Below are 18,330 nucleotides of genomic sequence, written 5' to 3' on the forward strand. Positions count from 1 at the left end.
TCGTGACGGGAGCGGCGCTTCCGGATGAGGATGATCTCACCCGAAACCGCTTACGCTTTTCGGCATCAGGCTCTGACGCCGCTCCCGGGAAATGACGCTTACTTGACCGGCTCGAGCGCGAGCAGGTTCAAGAGGCGTGCCGGATTGGTGCGCGAGATCGACGGATTGACGAAGGGATTTTCCTTGGTCGACCAGCCGGTGAAGCGCTTGGTGTTGTACTGATACCAGTTCGGATTGTTGAACACCGGAATCACAGGCATGTTTTCGGCGACGATGCGCTGCGCCTTGTTCATCACCTCTTTCTGCGTGGCGAGGTCGGCGGTCTGGGTGAACTCGGTAACGAGCTTCTCGACATCGGGGTTGAACCAGCGCTGCGCGGTGAAGCGGGTCTTGCCCTTGTCCGAGGAGCTGAAGGCGCGCTTGTAGGGATAATAGGGCGAAGCCGAGGCCGGCAGGCTGTTGATTGCCGCATCGAAGCTGCCGTTGATGAGGTTGCCGGTCCAGACGGCCTCCTCAGGCGTCTCGATCTTGGCGTCGATGCCGACCGCCTGCATGCCTTCGACCGCGATGTTGACGGTGTCGATCCAGTCCGTCCAGGAATTCGGCACGATGATCGAGAAGGCGATCTTGCTGCCGTCCGGATTGTCGCGGAAGCCGTCGCCGTCCTTGTCCTTGTAGCCAGCCTCGTCGAGCAGCGCCTTGGCGGCGGCGGCGTCATAGGTCGCGAACTTGCCGAAGTCGGCTTTGACCGACGGATCCGACCAGCTCTTGTAAAGCTCGCCCATCAGGCCGGGATCTTCGTTCAGCGTCGGATAGCCGTAGCCGGCGACGTCGATCATCGTCTTGCGGTCGAGCGCCATCGAGACGGCGCGGCGGAATTTTACGTCGTTGAAGGCCTTCCTGTTGTTTTCGTTCGCTGTTTCCAGGTTGAACAGGAAGGCGACCATGCTGCTCGGCGAATACCAGTAGTGGAAATGCGCCGGGTCCTTCGAAACATAGACATTGTCGATGTCGGGAATGAAGGAGACGCCCCAATCGAGCGTGCCGTCGGCCGTTGCCGTCAGCATCTGATTGTTGTCGGCCAGCTGCGGGAAGCGCATGCAATCGACCTTCAGATGCGCATTGTCCCAATAGTTCGGGTTGCGGCATTGGTCGTAGGTCTGGCCTGTGAAACGCGGGACCTCGGTCAGCGGTCCGCTGCCGACCGGGTTCTCGTTGGCGAAAGTGACGGGATCGGCGACGTCCTTCCAGACATGTTCCGGAACGATCGGCAGCTGCGAGATCTGCTCGGCGGCGAGAGAACTCGGATTGGCGAGCGTGAAGCGCACCGTCTGGGCATCGACAGCTTTGACATCGGTGACGAAGCTCCAGATGCTGACGAAATCGAGCGCCGGGAATTTCTTCAGATAGGCATAGGTGAAGGTGACGTCGGCTGAGGTCAGCGGTTTGCCGTCGGACCATTTCAGGTCGGGGCGCAGCTTGAAATCGATGTTCTTCAGGTCGTCGGAAAGCTTGAAGCTTTCGGCCAGACGGTAGACCGGCTTGTTGCTGTCGAAGCGATTGAAAATAACAAGCGGCTCATAGATGAAATCGAGCGTCGACTGGCGCGCCGATGTCTGATTGAACGGATTGAAGTTGCGCACCCAGGTCGTCGCCGGTTCGATATTGGCCGTCAGGACCGTCTGCGCCACGGCGGAGCCCGAAAGCAGTGTCAGTGTGGCGGCGGCAAGAAGATATTTTTTCATGTTTTATTCCCCTTCTTTTATAAGTGAGAGATGGTGCGCCGGTCAGGAGACCAGCGCGCTTGCAAATATGTCTTCGACTTCAGCGTGGGCGGCCCGATAGTCGATCTTGAGATTGCCGAGGCGGGCCTTGCCGGCGGCGATCCGCTGCAGTGCGGCGGCGGTCAACGGGCGCGCCGCCTTGGCGGCTGCTTCGCTTTGCCGAATGTCGCCGTGGCTGTGGAGGGCGATGTCGAAGCCGGCGTCGAGCACCTGTTTGACGCGTTCCGGCAGGGTGCCGGAGAGCGATTCCATGAAGATGCAGTCGGAGATCAGCACGCCGTCATAACCGAGATCGTTGCGGATGACGTCGTGCATGATTGGCGAAACGGAGGCGGGCAATTCCCTGTCGTAGGCCGAGTAGACGACGTGGGCGACCATGGCCCAGGGTGTATCCCTCAGCGCGACGAACGGCTTGAAATCGGTGGCAGCGAGCGTCGCGCGGCTGGCATCGACCACCGGGCGCTCCTTGTGGGAATCGAGCGTTGCGCGGCCATGGCCGGGAATATGCTTCATCACGGGCATGTTGCCGGTCTCGAGCAGGCCGTCGACCACCTCGCGGCCGAGGGCGGCGATGACATCGGGATCGGAGCCGAAGGAGCGGGCGCCGATGACCGCGCTCGTCGTCTCGAAGACGAGGTCGAGAACGGGCGAGCAGCCGCTCGAAAGGCCGAGTTCGGTCATCATCGCGCCCATGGCCTGGGAGGAAAGACGCAATGCTTTTTTGCCGAGCTCGACATCGCGGCGCGCCAGCTCGGCAAACTGCCCGAAGCTGCGGAAGAGCGGCCAGGGGCCGGCATCTAGGTGCTGGACGCGCCCGCCCTCCTGGTCGGTGAAGACGGGGGCGTCGTCGCGGCCGACGGCTTCGCGAAAGCGCTCGATCAGCCGTTTCGTCTGCTCCGGCTCGCGCTGATTGCGCCGGCCGACGAAGAGGCCGAGCGGATTGGTCTCACGAAACAACGCAAATTCGTCATCCGAAAGTACGGGATTGGGAAGGCCGACAAAAAGGGCGAGCGGGGTCGAGGACAAGTCTAGTGCTCCGGTATCAGATGGTCATTTCGGCATGCTTCTCAGCATGCCTTCGTAAATGCCCTTGTCGGGGGCGGGGATGGTGATGGCGCCTGCGGTTCGGCCGTAAAAATCGACGGGGCCGGCATCGCCGATAAAGGCATAGGCATGGCCGAGCGTCTTCATCGTCTGAAGGCAGGCGGAAAATAAAGCGAGGCCGACGCCCTTGCCGCGCACTTGCGGGTCAACGCCGGTCGGCCCGAAGAAGCCGCGCGCCGTCGTGTCGTAGCAGGCAAAGCCGAGCAGCTCACGGCCTTCGATGGCGATCAGGCAGGCGACTGGCTGGCGGGAGAAAGCGACCAAGACCTCGCTTGCCCAGTTCTCGCTGAACCGTTCGCGAACCCAGGTGACGACGAGATGCAGTTCCGGGGGGAGGGCCGGGCGGATGGAGGCGCCGACGCTGTCGGCTCTCTGTTTCAGCTCGGCGAGCTGCGTGGAGTAAAGGCTCACAAGCAGGTCCGGCACCCGACATTCCTCCTGCTATTCCGTTGTTGCGGAATATATACCCCTCTTATGTTATAGACTTGGCCATCTCGCCGGGCTTGTCAACAGGGTTTTTCAATCGGCGCCAGTGATTCAGCCGCGCTGGCTGCGCTCGCTACGCAGGGCGGCCGGCACAGGCGAAAACGGCCCGGGGAGACCAGGCCGTTCGATGGAGACTGTTCGTCGATTTCAGTACTTATGCGCCGTCTTTCCAGAGCGCATGAAAGTGCTGCACCGGGCCATGGCCTGAGCCGACGGTGAGGCGTCCGGCCGCCGCGACCGCGCCGGCAAGATAATCCTTGGCGATGGCGACTGCCTGCCGCGCCGAAGCGCCCTTGGCAAGCTCGGCCGCCAGCGCGCTGGAGAGTGTGCAGCCGGTGCCGTGGGTGTTCTTCGTCGGCACCCGCTGGGCTTCGAACCAATGCAGCCCGTCGGCGGCGGCGAGCACGTCGGGGCTGTCGTCGCTGTCGAGATGACCGCCTTTGACCAGCACGGCGGCCGGGCCGAGGGCGCGCAGCCGTTCGGCCTGCGCTGCCATCTCTACCCGGTTCGTCGCGACCGGCTGGTGCAGCAGCGCGGCGGCCTCCGGCAGGTTCGGGGTCAGCATCGTGGCGAGCGGCAGCAGCCGCAGCGTCAGCACGTCGACCGCTTCGGGCGCGAGCAGGGCGGCACCGCCTTTGGCGATCATCACCGGATCGAGGACGACGGGAATGCTGCGTCCTTTGGCGGTTGCTGCGGCCAGAGCTGCGGAAAGGGCGGCGGCGACGGCTTCGGCGATGCCGGCATTGGCAATCATGCCGATCTTCACGGCATCGACGCGCACATCGGCAAAGACGGCATCGATCTGGTCGGCAACGAATTGCGGCGGCACCAGATGCACGCCGGTGACCCCTTGCGTGTTCTGCGCCGTCAGCGCGGTCAGCACCGCCATGCCATAGACGCCGCGGGCCGAAAAGGCCTTGAGGTCGGCCTGGATGCCGGCGCCGCCGGACGGATCGGAGCCGGCGATGGAGAGGACGTTGCGGATCATGCCGGGACCTTTCGAATTTCTGCGGCGATGCGGCGGGTGGCCGCCGCCGGATCCGGCGTGCCGCACACGGCGGAGACGACGGCAAGCCCCTTGGCGCCGGCGGCAAAGACTTCGGCCACATGCTCCGCTTTCAACCCGCCGATGGCGACCGACGGCACCGGCGAGACCTGCACCAGCCTGGCAAGACCGTCAAGGCCGATCGGCTGCTTGTGGTCGGCCTTGGTCGGCGTCGCAAACACCGGGCCGACGCCGGTATAATCGACGAGATCGCGATCGACGGCAGCCGCGAGCGCCTCGGTCTCGACCGAGAGGCCGAGGATCATGTCGGGGCCGATCATCCCCCGAGCCGTGCGCGCATCCATGTCCTCCTGGCCGATATGCAGGCCATCGGCGCCGATGGCGATCGCCGCCTCGACGTCGTCGTTGACGATGAGGTGGGCGCCGGTGCCGCCGAGCGCCTGTTTCAAGGCGCGGCCGGTCTCGATCATGCGTGCTGTCCCCGCCTGTTTGTCGCGCAGCTGCACCATCGTCGCGCCGCCGGCAACGGCAAGCCGGGCGGTCTCGACCATGCCGATCCGGGCGCAGAGATCCGGATCGAGGACGAGATAGAGCGAAAGGTCGAAAGCCTTCATGCGATCGATACCCTGGCTCTCGCATCCAGCGCTTCGCCGTCGAGCGCGGCCAGCGCATCGAGGAAGCGCCAAGCGAACGAGCCGGGGCCGGCCGCGCCGAGCGCGGCATCTTCGCCGGCGACGGCAAAGGTTGCGAGCGCTGCGACCGTCGTGCCGAACAGATCCTCCGGCGCGGTGGCGGCGAAAGCGCCGACCAGGCAGGTGAGCGAGCAGCCGAGTGCGGTGACCTGCGGCATCAGCACCGATCCGCCCTTGATGCGCACCGCCCTCGCGCCATCGGTCACGAAATCGACGGCGCCGGTGACGGCGACGATTGCCTGCTGCCGCTCCGCGAGCCGACGGGCCGAATCCTCCGCCTGCTCGACCGGATCGCGGCTGTCGACGCCCTGACCGCGGCTCTCCCCGCCAGCAAGCGCGATGATCTCGGAGGCATTGCCGCGGATGATCGTGGGCTTGAGCGCCAGCAGATCGGCAACCGCCTGGCGGCGAAAGGCCGTCGCATAATGCGCCACCGGATCGAGCACCCAAGGTTTGCCGGATGAGGCAGCCGCCTTGGCCGCCGCCCGCATGCCGTCGAGCCATTGCGTCGACAGCGTGCCGATATTGACAGTCAGCGCGCTCGCGATGCCGGCGAATTCGCCAGCTTCCTCAGCCGCATGCACCATGGCCGGCGAAGCGCCGGATGCCAGCAGGACATTGGCCGCGATGTTCATGGCGACGTAATTGGTGATGCAGTGGACGAGCGGCGGCTTTTCGCGCATCGCCTCCAGCATGGCTCCCGAGGTGGTCTTGCTCTGCATGGCGCCCCTTTCAGGCGGGGCAGGCGCGGGGCGGCGTCTACGGCGATCCCCGAGCGACTCCCTCCGCCGGCATTATCCGGTTCAGGTTCGAAGGGTTCTTCTCAGCCCGTCTGTCGACGAACGCCCCTGTCTCTCATCGCGCTCTTTTTCGCAGAGAAGCACGCGGCTGTCATCCCGAAAATGACGTTTCGCCTGCCTTCCGACAAAGCTGGTTGAAGGGATCACAGCGTTCCTCAACTTAAATCATGCAGATCCGTCGTAATCGCTGCCCCGATCGAAAACTCCGAAAACTGCACTGTCAATCCGCTGCGTTCCGGCGTGCAGGCGGTCGGCCCGACCTCGTATCTGTCGGCAATCGGGAGGGGCGCTAACCGCAGCAGCGGCCAGCGGCTGCCGTCGCTGGAGGCCTGAATGCGTAGCGCGCCGGCTGCGACGGTAACGCGGATGTGGAAATCCTCAAGTTCCTTGAAGGGCTGCGAAACGGACCAGTCGGACTTGCCGTCGGTGACGACGGTACTGAGGAAGGCTTCGCCGTCGGTGAATTCGACGCCCGTCTTGACCCAGCGTTTTTCGTCGAGGCGCACCATCAAGCCGGCCTGGTCGTAGAGGGTGCGGAACTCGCCTTGCACGCGGATCTGGGCGGTGAAGCTATCGGCGGTGGGGAAGGCGAGGAAGTGGCCGCTGTCGCGGGTGAAGCCGTAATAGGTCTCCCGCCAGAAATCGGTCTTCTCGCCTGTCGTCAGCGTCAGACCGGTTGCGTCGGCGTGCCAGCTTGTCGGTTCGTTCAGCCATTTTCCGTTGTTGAAATCGATGTCCATTCCATCCTCGCTTTATTGAAGCCGCGGGCGCAGCCGATTCTTAGCGCCCCCATAATGCGCGAGCTTCGCGAAGGCGGCCAGCCGCACCCGCGGTTCGGCGGTGTTGGCCGTCGCGACCCTCGTCTCACGACATAATCCGTGGGCTTCCGCTTGACACGATTACTTCATCTCTTATTCTGTTACAAAAAGATGAATTACATAATTGTGGAACTTAACTCGGGAGCCCTCACATGAAAACGCTTGTCGCATTCCTGCTCGGCACTGCGCTCGTCGCCCTGCCTTCGACCCTGCTTGCTGCGGAAAAGGGCGGCGTCATCAATGTCGCGACGATCGGCGAGCCGCCGACGCTCGATCCGATGTCGTCGACGGCCGATCTCGTCGGCATCGTCACCCAGCATATTTTCGAAACGCTCTACACCTTCGACAAGAGCTGGAACGTCACGCCGCTTCTGGCCGAAAGCCTGCCCGAGATTAGCGCCGACGGCAAAACCTATACGATCAAGCTCCGGACCGGCATCAAGTTCCACGACAATAGCGATATGACCTCGGATGATGTCGTCGCCTCGCTGAACCGCTGGATGAAGATCGCCTCGCGCGGCAAGCAGGTGGCCGGATTCATCGACAAGATCGCTGCCGCCGATCCCGCGACCGTGACCATCACGCTGAAGCAACCCTATGCGCCGCTGACCTCGCTGCTCGCCTTCAACAATTCGGCGGCGATCATCATCCCGTCGGAAAAGCAGGACGAACCGATGAAGGAGTTCATCGGCACCGGCCCCTATATGCTGAAGGAGCGCAAGGCCGATCAATATATCCAGCTCGTCCGCTTCGACGGATACAAGTCGCGCGAAGGCGACAGCAATGGTTATGGCGGCGCCCGCCATCAATATCTCGACGAAATCCGCTTCGTGCCGGTGCCGGATCCGAACACCCGCGTCGAGGCCGCCGTTTCCGGCCAGTATGATTATGTCGATTCGATCCCGGTCGAATCCTACGACAAGCTGAAGGGCTCGACGGCCTCGCAGCCGGTCATGCTGAAGCCCTTCGGCTATCCTGTTTTCGTCTTCAACACGAAGGAAGGTGTCGCCGGGAATGTCGAGGTTCGCAAGGCGATCCGCCAGGCGCTCAGCATGGAAGACATGCTGGCCGCCGCTTTCGGCAGCAAGGATTTTTATGCACTCGACGGCGCCATCTACCCCAAGAGCTTTGCCTGGTCGACGGATGCCGGCGTCGAGGGCGCCTATAATGTCGCCGATCCGGAAGGGGCGGCGGCTGCCGCCAAGAAAGCGGGTTACAATGGCGAGCCGATCCGCATCCTGACCAGCCGCCAATACGAGTTCCATTACAAGATGGCGCAGGTCGCCGCCGAATATCTGAAGCTTGCCGGCTTCACCGTCGATATGCAGGTGGTGGACTGGGCGACGCTGACGCAGCGCCGCACCGATCCGAAACTCTGGGATATCTACATCACCCACAGCCCCTTCCTGCCGGAGCCGGCGCTGATCGGCTCGCTCTCGACCAGCTCGCCCGGCTGGTGGGATACGCCGGCCCGCAAGGCCGCCGTCGATGCCTTCACCTCCGAAGTCGATCCGAAGAAGCGTGTGGCACTCTGGGCCGATGTCCAGAAGGCCGTCTATGCCGATGCGCCCTTCATGAAGATCGGCGATTTCAACGCCGTCTCGGCGAAATCGGTCAAGCTCGAGGGCGTCGATCCGGCTCCGTGGCCGTATTTCTGGAATGCCTCGATCAAGAAGTAACCATCACCGCCGGCGCCGGCCCTTTGCGGCCGGTGCCGGTCTTCCTTTCTGCCGTATCCGCAAAGGCTTGAAGGCCAGCATTCATGATCCGCTACATCCTCCAGCGCCTGTTCGGCATGATCGTCGTGATGTTTCTCGTCGTGACGATCGTCTTCGTCATCGTGCGCGTGACGCCGGGAGATCCGGCCGCCGTCATGCTCGGGCCGGATGCGACGCCGCAGGATATTGCCGATCTCAGAACCAAGCTCGGCCTCGATCAGTCGCTCGGCCTGCAATATGTCTATTATATCGGCCAGCTGCTGCGGGGCGATCTCGGCCAGTCGATCTTCCTCAACATGCCTGTGACGTCAGCGCTCATCGACCGCGCCGAGCCGACCTTCTTCCTGACGCTGTTTTCGCTTGCCATCGCCAGCGTCATCGCGCTGCCGATCGGCATCTACGCCGCCTATCGGCGCGGCTCCTTCGTCGACCAGGCGGCAACGACGCTCGCCATGTTCGCCGCCAGCATTCCGAGCTTCTGGCTCGGTCTCATCCTGATGCAGTTCTTCGCCGTCAGGCTCAATCTCTTCCCGGTTTCGGGCTATGGCGGCCCCGGCTCGAGTTTTCTCGAGCGTATGTATCACCTGACGCTGCCGGCCTTTGCGCTCGGCATCGTCTCCTCGGCGCTGATCCTGCGTTTCACCCGCGCCTCGATGCTCGACGTGCTCGGCGATGATTACATCCGCACGGCCCGCGCCAAGGGGCTGATCGAGCGCAAGGTGATCCTCAAACACGCGCTGAAGAATGCGCTGATTCCGATCCTGACGGTCCTCGGCCTGACGGCGGCGGTGCTGATATCGGGCGCCGTCGTCACCGAGACCGTCTTCGGCCTGCCGGGTGTCGGCAATCTCGTCGTCTCGGCGGTGCTGCGCCGCGACTATCCCGTCATCCAGGGGGCGCTGCTCGTCATCAACGCCCTCTACGTGCTGATCAATTTTGCGATCGACATGCTCTATCTGCTGGTCGATCCGAGGGTGCGCTACTGATGGCCGATATCGCAATCAAGCCCGCCGAGAGCGAGGGCAGCAAATTCCTCCGCCGCCTGCTGAAGCGCAAGACGGTGGCCTTCGGCCTGCTGATCCTCACGGTCTTCGTGCTGCTGGCGGTCTTCGCGCCTGTGGTCGCGCCCTATTCGCCGTCGAAGCTTTCGATCGTCAACCGGCTGAAGCCGCCGAGCGGCACGTTCTTCTTCGGCACCGACGAGTTCGGCCGCGACGTCTTCTCGCGCACGATTTTCGCCGGCCGCCTGTCGCTGCTGGTCGGTGCCGCGGTCGTCGCCCTGTCGGCCGCTATCGGCGTCACGCTTGGCCTGCTCGCCGGCTTCTTCCAGAAGCTCGATACGCCGATCGCCCGGCTGATCGATGCGATGATGGCCTTTCCCGATATTCTGCTGGCGATCGCCCTCGTCGCCGCTCTCGGCCCGTCGCTGACGACCGTCATCATCGCGCTGTCGATCGTCTATGCGCCGCGTCTTGCCCGTATCGTCCGCGCCTCGACTCTTGTCATTCGCGAGCTGCCCTATGTCGAGGCGGCGAGGGCGCTCGGTATTTCCACTTTCCACATCATGACGCGGCACGTGCTGCGCAATCTGCTGTCGCCGATCCTGGTGCAGGCCACCTTCCTCTTTGCCAGTGCGATGCTTGCCGAAGCCGGCCTCTCCTTCCTCGGCCTCGGCGTCAGCCCGGAAATCCCGACCTGGGGCACGATGATCGCCGCCGGCCGGCAATATATCGGCCAGGCCGACTGGATGACGCTGTTTCCCGGCGTGGCGATCGTGCTGTCGGTGCTGTCGCTGCAGATGGTCGGCGACGGCCTGAGGGACATGCTCGACCCGAGACTTCGCAAGGACCTTTAATCCGTCGACCAGCGGCCGGCCAATCCAAATCCGCCAATCGAAAATTCGCATGACAGGAGTTCGCGTGAATCAGTTTCCAACCGCCGCCGGCAAGGTCGAGAATTCGCCTTACCAACGGTTAGCCGCCCTCGGCATTACGCTGCCGCCGCCACCGCCGCCGATCGCCAACTTCGTCACCCATGTGGTGGAAGGCAACATGCTCTATCTTTCCGGCCAGGGGCCGCGCGAGTCCGATGGCTTCCTGCATGCCGGCAAGGTCGGCGGCGGCGTCAATGTCGGGGATGCCTACCGGCACGCGCGGCTGACCGGCATCAACCTGCTTGCCGTCATGCATGATGCGCTCGGCGATCTCTCCCGCGTCAAGCGAGTGGTCAAGCTGCTCGGCATGGTCAATGCCGTGCCTGAGTTCGAGGATCATCCGAGCGTCATCAACGGCTGCTCGGATCTGTTGATCGCGGTCTTCGGCGCGGCTGGCGAACATGCCCGCTCGGCTGTCGGCTTCGGCTCACTGCCCGGCAACATCACCGTCGAGATCGAGGCAATCGTCGCCTTGCATGGCTGACGAGATGTTTTCATCTTTGGAGTGGTCTTCGGATGAGCTTTTTCTATTTTAACCCGCGGCCATTCTCCGGCGGCTCGACACTGCCGGATGATCGCACCATGTTCTGCCCTTCGCCCCAGACTTCCGGAGATCTTCATGCCCAATGATATCAGACCTTCGCTCGGCCTTCGCCCCGTCATCAACGTGTCCGGCACGATGACCAGCCTCGGCGCATCGATCGTCGTGCCGGAGGCGATCGAGGCGATGGCATCGATCCTGCCGCACTTCGTTGAGATCAACGACCTGCAGCGCAAGGCGAGCAGCGTCATCGCCCGGCTGACCGGTGGCGAGGCGGGCTTCGTCACCGCCTCCTGCTCGGCCGGCATTTCGCTCGCCGTCGCCGGAGCAATCACCGGCGATAACCTGCTTGCGATCGAGAAACTGCCGGATGCCGTGTCCGAGAAGAACGAAGTGCTGGTGCAGATGGGCCATGTCGTGAGCTACGGTGCGCCCGTCGACCAGGCGATCAGACTTGCCGGCGGCAAGGTCGTGCTTGTGGGACAGGCGACTTCGACTCATCGCTTCCATATGGAAAACGCCATCACCGACAAGACCGCGGCTGCCGTCTATGTCGTTTCCCATCATGTCGTCGATTACGGTTTGCTGAACCTCAAGGAATTCGTCGAGATCGCCCATGCCAGGGGCGTGCCCGTCATCGTCGACGCGGCCTCGGAATACGACCTCAGGATTTTCCTGGAGCAGGGGGCCGACATCGCGCTTTACTCCGGCCACAAATTTCTCGGCGGCCCGACCTCGGGCATCGTTGCCGGCAGCAAGGAACTGGTGCGCCATGCCTTCCTGCAGAATATGGGCATCGGCCGCGGCATGAAGGTCGGCAAGGAGAGTATCTTCGGGGTCATGGCGGCGCTGGAAGCCTGGGAAAGCCGCGACCATGCCGGCATCCGCGAACGCGAGACCGGCTATCTCAATCTCTGGAAGAACACCCTCGACGGCCGTCCCGGCGTCACTGCGCTGATCGAGCCCGACCCGACCAACAATCCGCTCGACCGGCTGCGCCTGATCGTCGATGCGGAGGAGGCCCACATCACCGCCTGGGATCTGGCCGATGCGCTGGCGAGAGGCAATCCGCCGATCATCGTGCGCGACCACGAAGTGGAGCACCGCTATTTCTATCTCGATCCGTGCAACCTGCATCCGGGCCAGGAGGTGATCGTCGCAAACCGTCTTGCTGAGGAGTTCGACAAGGCGCGTGCCTCCAACGAGATCATCGCAACCCCGATCGAAAACCGCAGCAGGCACCGCTTCGACGGATTGCTGCGCTGGCCGGATTGATCCGCCGTTCTCATTCGCTGCAAGAGGAGCCGACATGGCCAACGCCCAAGCCCAGCCGATCGAGACATTGAACCCTGTTCTTTCCGTCGACCGGCTGACCACGTCCTTCCTGGTCGACGGCGCCTGGAAACCGGTCGTGCGCGATGTCTCCTTCACCGTCGCGCCCGGTGAGACCGTGGCGATCGTCGGCGAATCCGGCTCCGGCAAGAGCGTGACGTCGCTGTCGATCATGCGGCTGTTGCAGGCGGAGACGAGCCGCATCGAGGGCCGCGTCATGCTCGGCGGCCGCGATCTGCTCTCCCTGCCGGAGCATGCCATGCGGCAGGTGCGCGGCAACGAAGTGGCGATGATCTTCCAGGAGCCGATGACCTCGCTCAATCCGCTCTTCACCATCGGTGATCAGATCTCCGAAGCGCTGCTCTGCCATTCCGATATGAGCCGGGCCGACGCCAGGGCCGAAACGATCAGGCTCCTGGAGAAAGTCCGCATCCCCTCGGCCGCCTCGCGCTTCGACGAATATCCGCATCGTTTTTCCGGCGGTATGCGCCAGCGCGTGATGATCGCCATGGCGCTCGCCAGCCGGCCGAAACTGCTGATCGCCGACGAGCCGACAACGGCGCTCGACGTGACGATCCAGGGCCAGATCCTCGATCTCATCAAGATGCTGCAGGAAGAGGAGGGGACCTCGGTGCTCTTCATCACCCATGACATGGGCGTCGTCGCCGAGATCGCAGACAGGACGGTGGTGATGTATCGCGGCGAACAGGTCGAGAGCGGGCCCACCGCCGATATCTTCCATCGCGGCAAACATCCATATACCAGGGCGCTGCTCTCGGCCGTGCCGGTACTCGGCTCGATGCAGGGCCGGCGGCGGCCGCTGCGTTTTCCGGTGGTCAATACCGCGACGGGCGAATCGAACATACCGGCCGAGGCTGCCGATACCGTCGCCGCAACGCCGGTCTTGCAGGTGAGGAACCTCACCAAGCGATTCGACATTCATTCCGGCCTGTTCGGCCGGCTGACCAGCCGCGTGCATGCTGTCGAAAACGTCTCCTTCGATCTGCATGCCGGAGAAACCCTGTCGCTCGTCGGTGAATCCGGCTGCGGCAAGTCGACGACCGGGCGCGCCATCATGCGTCTCATCGAGCCGCAGGCCGGCTCCGTTCTCGTCGAGCGCAGGGAGGTGCTCGGCCTCGACAGGAAGGATCTGCGCGAGATGCGCAAATCCGTGCAGATGATCTTCCAGGATCCCTTCGCAAGCCTCAATCCGCGCATGACGATTGGCGCTGCGATCGCCGAGCCCTATCTCGAGCACCGTATGGGCAATGCGAAACAGGCGAGGGATGTCGTGGCGGACTTGCTTGTCAAGGTCGGCCTCTCCCCCGACATGGCTTCGCGTTACCCGCATGAATTTTCCGGCGGCCAGCGCCAGCGCATCTGCATCGCCCGGGCGCTCGCCCTGCAACCGAAGGTCATCGTTGCCGACGAAAGCGTTTCGGCGCTCGACGTCTCGATCAAGGCGCAGGTCATCAACCTGATGCTCGACCTGCAGCAGAGCCTCAACCTCGCCTTCCTGTTCATCTCCCATGACATGGCGGTGGTCGAGCGTGTCAGCCACCGCGTGGCGGTGATGTATCTCGGCGAGATCGTCGAGATCGGCCCGCGCGCCGCCATCTTCGAAAATCCGCAGCACCCTTATACGAAGAAACTCATCGCCGCCGTGCCGGTGCCCGATCCCGACCGCCGCCACGAAAAGCGCATGGTGGCGAACGACGAGATCAAGAGCCCGATGCGCCCGATCGACTATGCCCCTCCGAAAGCCTCCTATCGCGAGGTCGGGCCGGGCCATCTGGTTATGGCCGATCGCTCCTCCGGGCTGGGAGTTGCCTAACGGATCAGCGGCGCATAAAGCAGATGCAGAGACAAATGCTTGGAAAGCCGCACCGATGAACAAGACAGAGTATTTTTCCACGCTCGGCGGTCTGCCGCCGCAGAGTCAGCTGCTTTCGGGCCGGGCCGTTTTCACCACGGCTTACGCGGTCATCCCCCGCGGTGTCATGAGCGATATTGTCACGAGCCTCCTTCCGCATTGGACGGGAACGCGGGCATGGGTTCTCTCCCGGCCGCTTTCGGGCTTCTCCGAGACCTTCTCGCAATATGTCATGGAAGTTCAGCCGGGCGGCGGAAGCGATCGGCCGGAACCCGACAAGCGGGCCGAAGCGGTGCTGTTTGTCGTTGAAGGCGGCATGACGGTCGAGCTCGAAGGCGTCAGTCATGCGCTGCGCGCCGGCTCCTTTGTTTACATTCCGGCGGGTTCGGCCTGGCGCCTCAGAAACGATGGTTCGGCCCCTGCCATCTTCCACTGGGTCCGAAAGGCGTTTCAGGAAGTCGAGGGACTGGAGCCGCCGCCGGCGATTGTCACGCATGAGGACGACCATCCGATCCGCGCCATGCCCGACACCGACGGGCGCTGGGGCACGACACGCTTCATTGACCCGGCCGATGTGCGCTATGACATGCACGTCAATATCGTGACGCTGGAGCCGGGTGCGGTGATCCCCTTCATGGAAACCCATGTCATGGAGCATGGTCTCTATGTGCTGGAGGGCAAGGCGGTCTATCGCCTGAACCAGGATTGGGTCGAGGTCGAGGCCGGCGACTTCATGTGGCTGCGCGCCTTCTGCCCGCAGGCCTGCTACGCCGGCGGTCCCGGCCGGTTCCGCTACCTGCTCTACAAGGACGTCAACCGCCATATGAAGCTCTGGTAGTCGCTTTCCGCGACGCGTGCCGCACGCGGGCGGCCCGCTCCCGATCAGCCTGTTCGGTTGCTTGACAGCTCTCGGGATTGCCCGCATCGTCCTTCGATGCGGGATATGGATTCATGGCTCTCGGAGAAGAAAGAGATAGGCCGAAGAAACGCTGCCGAAGCGGTCTTCGAAGATATCCGCACGGCCATCGTCGATCGGAAACTGGCGCTCGGGATCCGTCTGCCCTCGGAGGTGCAGCTCGCCGAACGTTACGGCATCAGCCGGGCGATCGTGCGTGAAGCGTTGCGTTCGCTGCAGACGCTGGGGTTCACGCAGACCAGGACCGGCCGCGGCACCTTCGTCGTTTCGGAAAGCCCCGCACGACAACTCGGCGGCGGCGCCTATTCCGCCCGCGATCTGATGGAAGCGCGCCCTTGCATCGAAATTCCGGCTGCCGGTTGGGCGGCATTGCGGCGCTCGGACGAGCAGCTGACCCGGCTGACATCCTTGTGCGACCGGATGGACGAGGAGGAAGATGTCCAGAAATGGGTGCGGATGGATGCAGTCTTTCATGGAGAAATCGCGGAGGCTTCAGGCAATGCGATCTTCCGGAAAGTCGTCGCTGATGTTCGCGGCGCGCTCTCGACGCAATCCGAACTGGTCGAGCATGTTCGCGGCCGGCGCAAAGCGTCCAACGCGGAGCATCGCCGAATCCTGGAGGCGGTTGCCGCGGGCAGCGAGCAGCATGCGCGCGCAGCCATGGCGGAGCACCTGCTGGAGGTCAAGCGCTCCATCATCGGGATTGCCGATGACAGATGAGCGGCCGAGAAGGCATGATTTCAAATTTGCGCCAGGATATCGCGCGCGACCGATCGAATACACGCGATGAACGATCTAGAAAACTGGCTGTCCGATCCCGCGACCCTCAGTCGCAAAAGCGCCTCGGAACTTGTGTTCGAGGAATTGCGCAGCCTCATCCTTTCCGGCCGTTTTGCAGCCGGTTCGAAGCTGCCGTCAGAATCAAAGCTGGCGGCAAAATACGGCGTCAGCCGCCCGATTGTCCGAGAAGCGCTGCGCTCGCTGCAGATTTTAGGGCTGACGGAGACACGAACGGGCAGCGGCACATATGTGCTCGCGGCTGCCGGCGACGGAAATATTAGTTACGGCGATTATTCGGCGCGTGATCTGATGGAGGCGCGGCCTTACGTCGAAGTATCGGCCGCCGGCTGGGCGGCGATGCGTCGAAGCGGTGACGAACTATCCCGGTTGCTCGGACTTTGCGACCAGATGGAGCAGGAAGAAAATACCGAGGCCTGGGTGCGGCTGGATTCGGAGTTTCATGGGCTGATCGCGGCGGCGTCGAAGAACGCCGTCTTCCGCGATATCGTCGACGAGGTTCGCGAGGCCATGGCGCAGCAATCCGGGCTGCTGACGGTCCTCGGGCCGCGGCGTCAGGAGTCGAACGATGAGCATCGCGCAATCGTCGAAGCCATCCGCGCAGGCTCGGAGGTCGACGCCCGGGCCGCGATGGAAATCCACCTTAAAAAGGTGGAGACGGCCGTCAGCCGTCTCATCGGCAGCGAACCGCGCTAGATCCTGTCTGTCGAGAGATCACGGCTTGAATCCCAACTGTTAGTCCTGAGCGGTTGGCCGAACCACGATGCTTCCGATTTCGACGTCATCAGGCTGGTCGATGGCGAAGGCGATTGCGCGCGCAATGGAATCGGCAGGAATTGCAATTCTGTCCGACCATGCTCTAAGGCGCGCCTGTTCGGCCTCGTCCCCCACCGTTTTCAGGAATTCCGTCTGGATCGCACCCGGTGAGATCTCCGTCACCCGGATATTTGGTCCAGACTCCTGCCGCAGCGCTTCCATGATCGTGCGTACCGCATTCTTGCTGGCAGCATAGACGCCCATCTTGGGCAGGACCCGGAGCCCTGCGGTCGAAACGACAGTGATGACATGGCCGCTCTGCTGCTTGCCGAACACCGGCAGCGCCGCGGCGATCCCATAAAGGACCCCCTTCACGTTGATATCGATCGTCTCTTCCCATTCATTTACCTGCAGGGCATCGAAACGCGATAACGGGCCAATGCCGGCGTTGTTCACGATGACGTCGAGCCGGCCGAATTCACTGCAAGCCAGGTCAACGAGCGCGGTGAGGTCCTCTCGCTTGGTGACATCCGTGCTGCGATATGCGCTATCGCCGCCAATGGCCTTGATATCCGCGGCCACCGACGCGATCCGATCTTCCCTTCGTCCACCCAACACGACACGAGCGCCCCGTTCGGCCAAGTGGAGGGCGGTGGCGCGTCCCATTCCGCTGCCCGCGCCGGTTATGACGACAACTTTGTTTTCGATAGTCATGGCTGGTCTCCTTTTGAATTGGATGTAGTCAATCTGGCTTGGATGATCTATGCTCGATAGGCCATGAGTATGTCGCGATCGTCCATGAATCGCTCAGATCCGCTTTCTGATGTGCTCACCGCTCTCGGTGCACGCAGCGGGGGAAGAACCCGTCTGGAAGCCAGCGGCGACTGGAGCCTGTCTTTCCCGGAGAAGGAAAGATTGAAGCTCGTGGCCGTCCTGCGGGGGAAATGTTGGATTCTCTTGCCTGACCACCCTCCGCAGCATTTGACCGAAGGCGACGTGTTCCTGATCGGCAGCGCAGCCCATGTCGTGGCGAGCGACCCGGAGTTGACGCCGATCGACGGCGCAGCCTTGTACTCGGAATCCGGCCGTGACGTCGTCCGTCTTGGCGGTGATGAGACGGTTCTGATGGGCGGTAGCATCACGTTCGCAAGTGCCGAGGCCAACTTTGTTCTCGACGCGCTTCCGCGTTTCTTGCTTATCGGAGGCGCGTCTGGCGCGGCGACGGCAGTTTCCCGGACATTGGAGCTTCTCGATGGCGAGGTCGGACGGAACCGCATCGGCGGTTCACTGGTCACGACAAGGCTGGCGGAGGTTCTGTTCGTCGAGGCAATCCGTGCCTATGTCGCCGAGCAGGGCGACGCCTGCGTTGGCTGGATCGGTGCGCTGGCGGATCGTCAGATTGGAGAAGCGTTGCGTGTCATCCACGGTGAAACAAAGCGCCCGTGGACTGTCGCAACCTTGGCGGCGAGGGTTGGCATGTCTCGATCGGCGTTCTCGGCCCGTTTCGCGCGCCGCGTGGGCAGACCGCCGCTAGAGTATCTCACCTATTGGAGAATGCTTTTGGCGAGGCAATGGCTGAGCGAGCCCGAGGCTGACATCGCACGCATTGCAAGTGAAGTCGGGTATCTCTCTCAGAGCGCTTTCGGACACGCCTTCAAACGGACCTTTGGTCACACTCCCCGGTCACAAGGTCGCTGACCAACGGGTTCTTTCATACCGCGAGATCGGGGTACCGGATCAACCCCGGCATCTCCCAGCTGCCTTTGGATCAAC

The 18,330-nt window shown here is 63.0% G+C and carries 18 protein-coding genes and 1 riboswitch; of the genes, 10 read left to right on the forward strand and 8 right to left on the reverse strand.

Annotated elements, in window-relative coordinates; translation table 11 throughout:
* Positions 1-98 precede the first annotated feature (98 nt).
* The 7 genes from AMK00_RS26415 to AMK00_RS26445 all read right to left on the reverse strand — a co-directional run bounded on the left by AMK00_RS26415 (position 99) and on the right by AMK00_RS26445 (position 6,612).
* The gene (locus AMK00_RS26415) at positions 99-1,745 is read right to left on the reverse strand and encodes an ABC transporter substrate-binding protein (RefSeq protein WP_064812226.1); all 1,647 of its coding nucleotides are present in this window, start codon (positions 1,743-1,745) and stop codon (positions 99-101) included.
* 42 nt (positions 1,746-1,787) lie between these two features.
* Positions 1,788-2,810, reverse strand: coding sequence for a glycoside hydrolase family 3 N-terminal domain-containing protein (locus tag AMK00_RS26420; RefSeq protein ID WP_064812227.1), 1,023 nt, complete (start codon positions 2,808-2,810; stop codon positions 1,788-1,790).
* 24 nt (positions 2,811-2,834) lie between these two features.
* Positions 2,835-3,314, reverse strand: coding sequence for a GNAT family N-acetyltransferase (locus AMK00_RS26425; protein WP_064812228.1), 480 nt, complete (start codon positions 3,312-3,314; stop codon positions 2,835-2,837).
* Between the two features lie 214 nt (positions 3,315-3,528).
* The gene (thiD, locus tag AMK00_RS26430; protein ID WP_016736701.1) at positions 3,529-4,362 is read right to left on the reverse strand and encodes a bifunctional hydroxymethylpyrimidine kinase/phosphomethylpyrimidine kinase; all 834 of its coding nucleotides are present in this window, start codon (positions 4,360-4,362) and stop codon (positions 3,529-3,531) included.
* On the reverse strand, positions 4,359-4,994 hold the full coding sequence (thiE, locus tag AMK00_RS26435; RefSeq protein ID WP_064812229.1) for a thiamine phosphate synthase: 636 nt from the start codon (positions 4,992-4,994) through the stop codon (positions 4,359-4,361). Before thiE ends, thiD begins: the two co-directional genes overlap by 4 nt.
* Positions 4,991-5,794 carry a hydroxyethylthiazole kinase gene (thiM, locus tag AMK00_RS26440; RefSeq protein ID WP_064812230.1) on the reverse strand — a complete coding sequence of 268 codons (804 nt, stop codon included), beginning with the start codon at positions 5,792-5,794 and terminating at the stop codon, positions 4,991-4,993. The genes thiE and thiM overlap by 4 nt, the downstream gene beginning before the upstream one ends.
* A gap of 41 nt (positions 5,795-5,835) precedes the next feature.
* A riboswitch (TPP riboswitch) is annotated at positions 5,836-5,932 on the reverse strand.
* Between the two features lie 95 nt (positions 5,933-6,027).
* Positions 6,028-6,612, reverse strand: coding sequence for a DUF1349 domain-containing protein (locus tag AMK00_RS26445; RefSeq protein ID WP_064812231.1), 585 nt, complete (start codon positions 6,610-6,612; stop codon positions 6,028-6,030).
* A 230-nt stretch (positions 6,613-6,842) separates the two neighbouring features.
* Between AMK00_RS26445 and AMK00_RS26450 the strand changes: the two genes are divergently transcribed.
* From AMK00_RS26450 to AMK00_RS26490, 9 genes are all read left to right on the forward strand, one after another.
* Positions 6,843-8,369 carry an ABC transporter substrate-binding protein gene (locus tag AMK00_RS26450; RefSeq protein WP_064812232.1) on the forward strand — a complete coding sequence of 509 codons (1,527 nt, stop codon included), beginning with the start codon at positions 6,843-6,845 and terminating at the stop codon, positions 8,367-8,369.
* Between the two features lie 83 nt (positions 8,370-8,452).
* On the forward strand, positions 8,453-9,394 hold the full coding sequence (locus AMK00_RS26455) for an ABC transporter permease (RefSeq protein ID WP_064812233.1): 942 nt from the start codon (positions 8,453-8,455) through the stop codon (positions 9,392-9,394).
* A complete protein-coding gene (locus AMK00_RS26460) occupies positions 9,394-10,263 on the forward strand; it encodes an ABC transporter permease (protein ID WP_064812234.1) in 870 nt (289 codons plus the stop codon). Before AMK00_RS26455 ends, AMK00_RS26460 begins: the two co-directional genes overlap by 1 nt.
* 49 nt (positions 10,264-10,312) lie before the next feature.
* A complete protein-coding gene (locus AMK00_RS26465) occupies positions 10,313-10,825 on the forward strand; it encodes a RidA family protein (protein ID WP_064812235.1) in 513 nt (170 codons plus the stop codon).
* Between the two features lie 135 nt (positions 10,826-10,960).
* Positions 10,961-12,157 carry an aminotransferase class V-fold PLP-dependent enzyme gene (locus AMK00_RS26470; protein WP_064812236.1) on the forward strand — a complete coding sequence of 399 codons (1,197 nt, stop codon included), beginning with the start codon at positions 10,961-10,963 and terminating at the stop codon, positions 12,155-12,157.
* A 34-nt stretch (positions 12,158-12,191) separates the two neighbouring features.
* Positions 12,192-14,048 (forward strand): ABC transporter ATP-binding protein, encoded by a 1,857-nt coding sequence (locus tag AMK00_RS26475; RefSeq protein ID WP_064812237.1) that lies wholly within the window; start codon positions 12,192-12,194, stop codon positions 14,046-14,048.
* A gap of 55 nt (positions 14,049-14,103) precedes the next feature.
* Complete coding sequence (locus AMK00_RS26480; RefSeq protein ID WP_064808642.1) at positions 14,104-14,925, forward strand: bifunctional allantoicase/(S)-ureidoglycine aminohydrolase; 822 nt, start codon at positions 14,104-14,106, stop codon at positions 14,923-14,925.
* 96 nt (positions 14,926-15,021) lie between these two features.
* Positions 15,022-15,723, forward strand: a complete 702-nt coding sequence (locus AMK00_RS26485) for a FadR/GntR family transcriptional regulator (RefSeq protein ID WP_064808644.1) — start codon at positions 15,022-15,024, stop codon at positions 15,721-15,723.
* 66 nt (positions 15,724-15,789) lie between these two features.
* Positions 15,790-16,497: a FadR/GntR family transcriptional regulator gene (locus tag AMK00_RS26490; protein WP_064808645.1), complete on the forward strand. Its 708-nt coding sequence runs from the start codon at positions 15,790-15,792 to the stop codon at positions 16,495-16,497.
* Between the two features lie 39 nt (positions 16,498-16,536).
* Here the strand turns inward: AMK00_RS26490 and AMK00_RS26495 are convergent, their stop codons facing one another.
* Positions 16,537-17,271 (reverse strand): SDR family oxidoreductase, encoded by a 735-nt coding sequence (locus AMK00_RS26495; protein WP_064812238.1) that lies wholly within the window; start codon positions 17,269-17,271, stop codon positions 16,537-16,539.
* Positions 17,272-17,334: 63 nt separating this feature from the next.
* On the opposite strand from AMK00_RS26495, the gene AMK00_RS26500 reads away from it, so the two are divergent.
* On the forward strand, positions 17,335-18,255 hold the full coding sequence (locus AMK00_RS26500) for an AraC family transcriptional regulator (protein WP_123876255.1): 921 nt from the start codon (positions 17,335-17,337) through the stop codon (positions 18,253-18,255).
* Positions 18,256-18,330 lie beyond the last annotated feature (75 nt).

Origin of the sequence: Rhizobium sp. N621, from assembly GCF_001664325.1 — a bacterium.
Classification (GTDB): domain Bacteria; phylum Pseudomonadota; class Alphaproteobacteria; order Rhizobiales; family Rhizobiaceae; genus Rhizobium; species Rhizobium esperanzae.

What these genes read in the sequence shown, in the direction of transcription:
- AMK00_RS26485 (WP_064808644.1), top strand. Translation starts at nt 15,022, where the DNA reads ATGCGGGATATGGATTCATGGCTCTCGGAGAAGAAAGAGATAGGCCGA.
- AMK00_RS26490 (WP_064808645.1), top strand. Translation starts at nt 15,790, where the DNA reads ATGAACGATCTAGAAAACTGGCTGTCCGATCCCGCGACCCTCAGTCGC.
- AMK00_RS26480 (WP_064808642.1), top strand. Translation starts at nt 14,104, where the DNA reads ATGAACAAGACAGAGTATTTTTCCACGCTCGGCGGTCTGCCGCCGCAG.
- thiD (WP_016736701.1), bottom strand. Translation starts at nt 4,362, where the DNA reads ATGATCCGCAACGTCCTCTCCATCGCCGGCTCCGATCCGTCCGGCGGC.
- AMK00_RS26415 (WP_064812226.1), bottom strand. Translation starts at nt 1,745, where the DNA reads ATGAAAAAATATCTTCTTGCCGCCGCCACACTGACACTGCTTTCGGGC.
- AMK00_RS26445 (WP_064812231.1), bottom strand. Translation starts at nt 6,612, where the DNA reads ATGGACATCGATTTCAACAACGGAAAATGGCTGAACGAACCGACAAGC.
- AMK00_RS26465 (WP_064812235.1), top strand. Translation starts at nt 10,313, where the DNA reads ATGACAGGAGTTCGCGTGAATCAGTTTCCAACCGCCGCCGGCAAGGTC.
- AMK00_RS26495 (WP_064812238.1), bottom strand. Translation starts at nt 17,271, where the DNA reads ATGACTATCGAAAACAAAGTTGTCGTCATAACCGGCGCGGGCAGCGGA.
- AMK00_RS26475 (WP_064812237.1), top strand. Translation starts at nt 12,192, where the DNA reads ATGGCCAACGCCCAAGCCCAGCCGATCGAGACATTGAACCCTGTTCTT.
- AMK00_RS26450 (WP_064812232.1), top strand. Translation starts at nt 6,843, where the DNA reads ATGAAAACGCTTGTCGCATTCCTGCTCGGCACTGCGCTCGTCGCCCTG.
- AMK00_RS26500 (WP_123876255.1), top strand. Translation starts at nt 17,335, where the DNA reads ATGAGTATGTCGCGATCGTCCATGAATCGCTCAGATCCGCTTTCTGAT.
- AMK00_RS26470 (WP_064812236.1), top strand. Translation starts at nt 10,961, where the DNA reads ATGCCCAATGATATCAGACCTTCGCTCGGCCTTCGCCCCGTCATCAAC.
- AMK00_RS26455 (WP_064812233.1), top strand. Translation starts at nt 8,453, where the DNA reads ATGATCCGCTACATCCTCCAGCGCCTGTTCGGCATGATCGTCGTGATG.
- thiE (WP_064812229.1), bottom strand. Translation starts at nt 4,994, where the DNA reads ATGAAGGCTTTCGACCTTTCGCTCTATCTCGTCCTCGATCCGGATCTC.
- thiM (WP_064812230.1), bottom strand. Translation starts at nt 5,794, where the DNA reads ATGCAGAGCAAGACCACCTCGGGAGCCATGCTGGAGGCGATGCGCGAA.
- AMK00_RS26460 (WP_064812234.1), top strand. Translation starts at nt 9,394, where the DNA reads ATGGCCGATATCGCAATCAAGCCCGCCGAGAGCGAGGGCAGCAAATTC.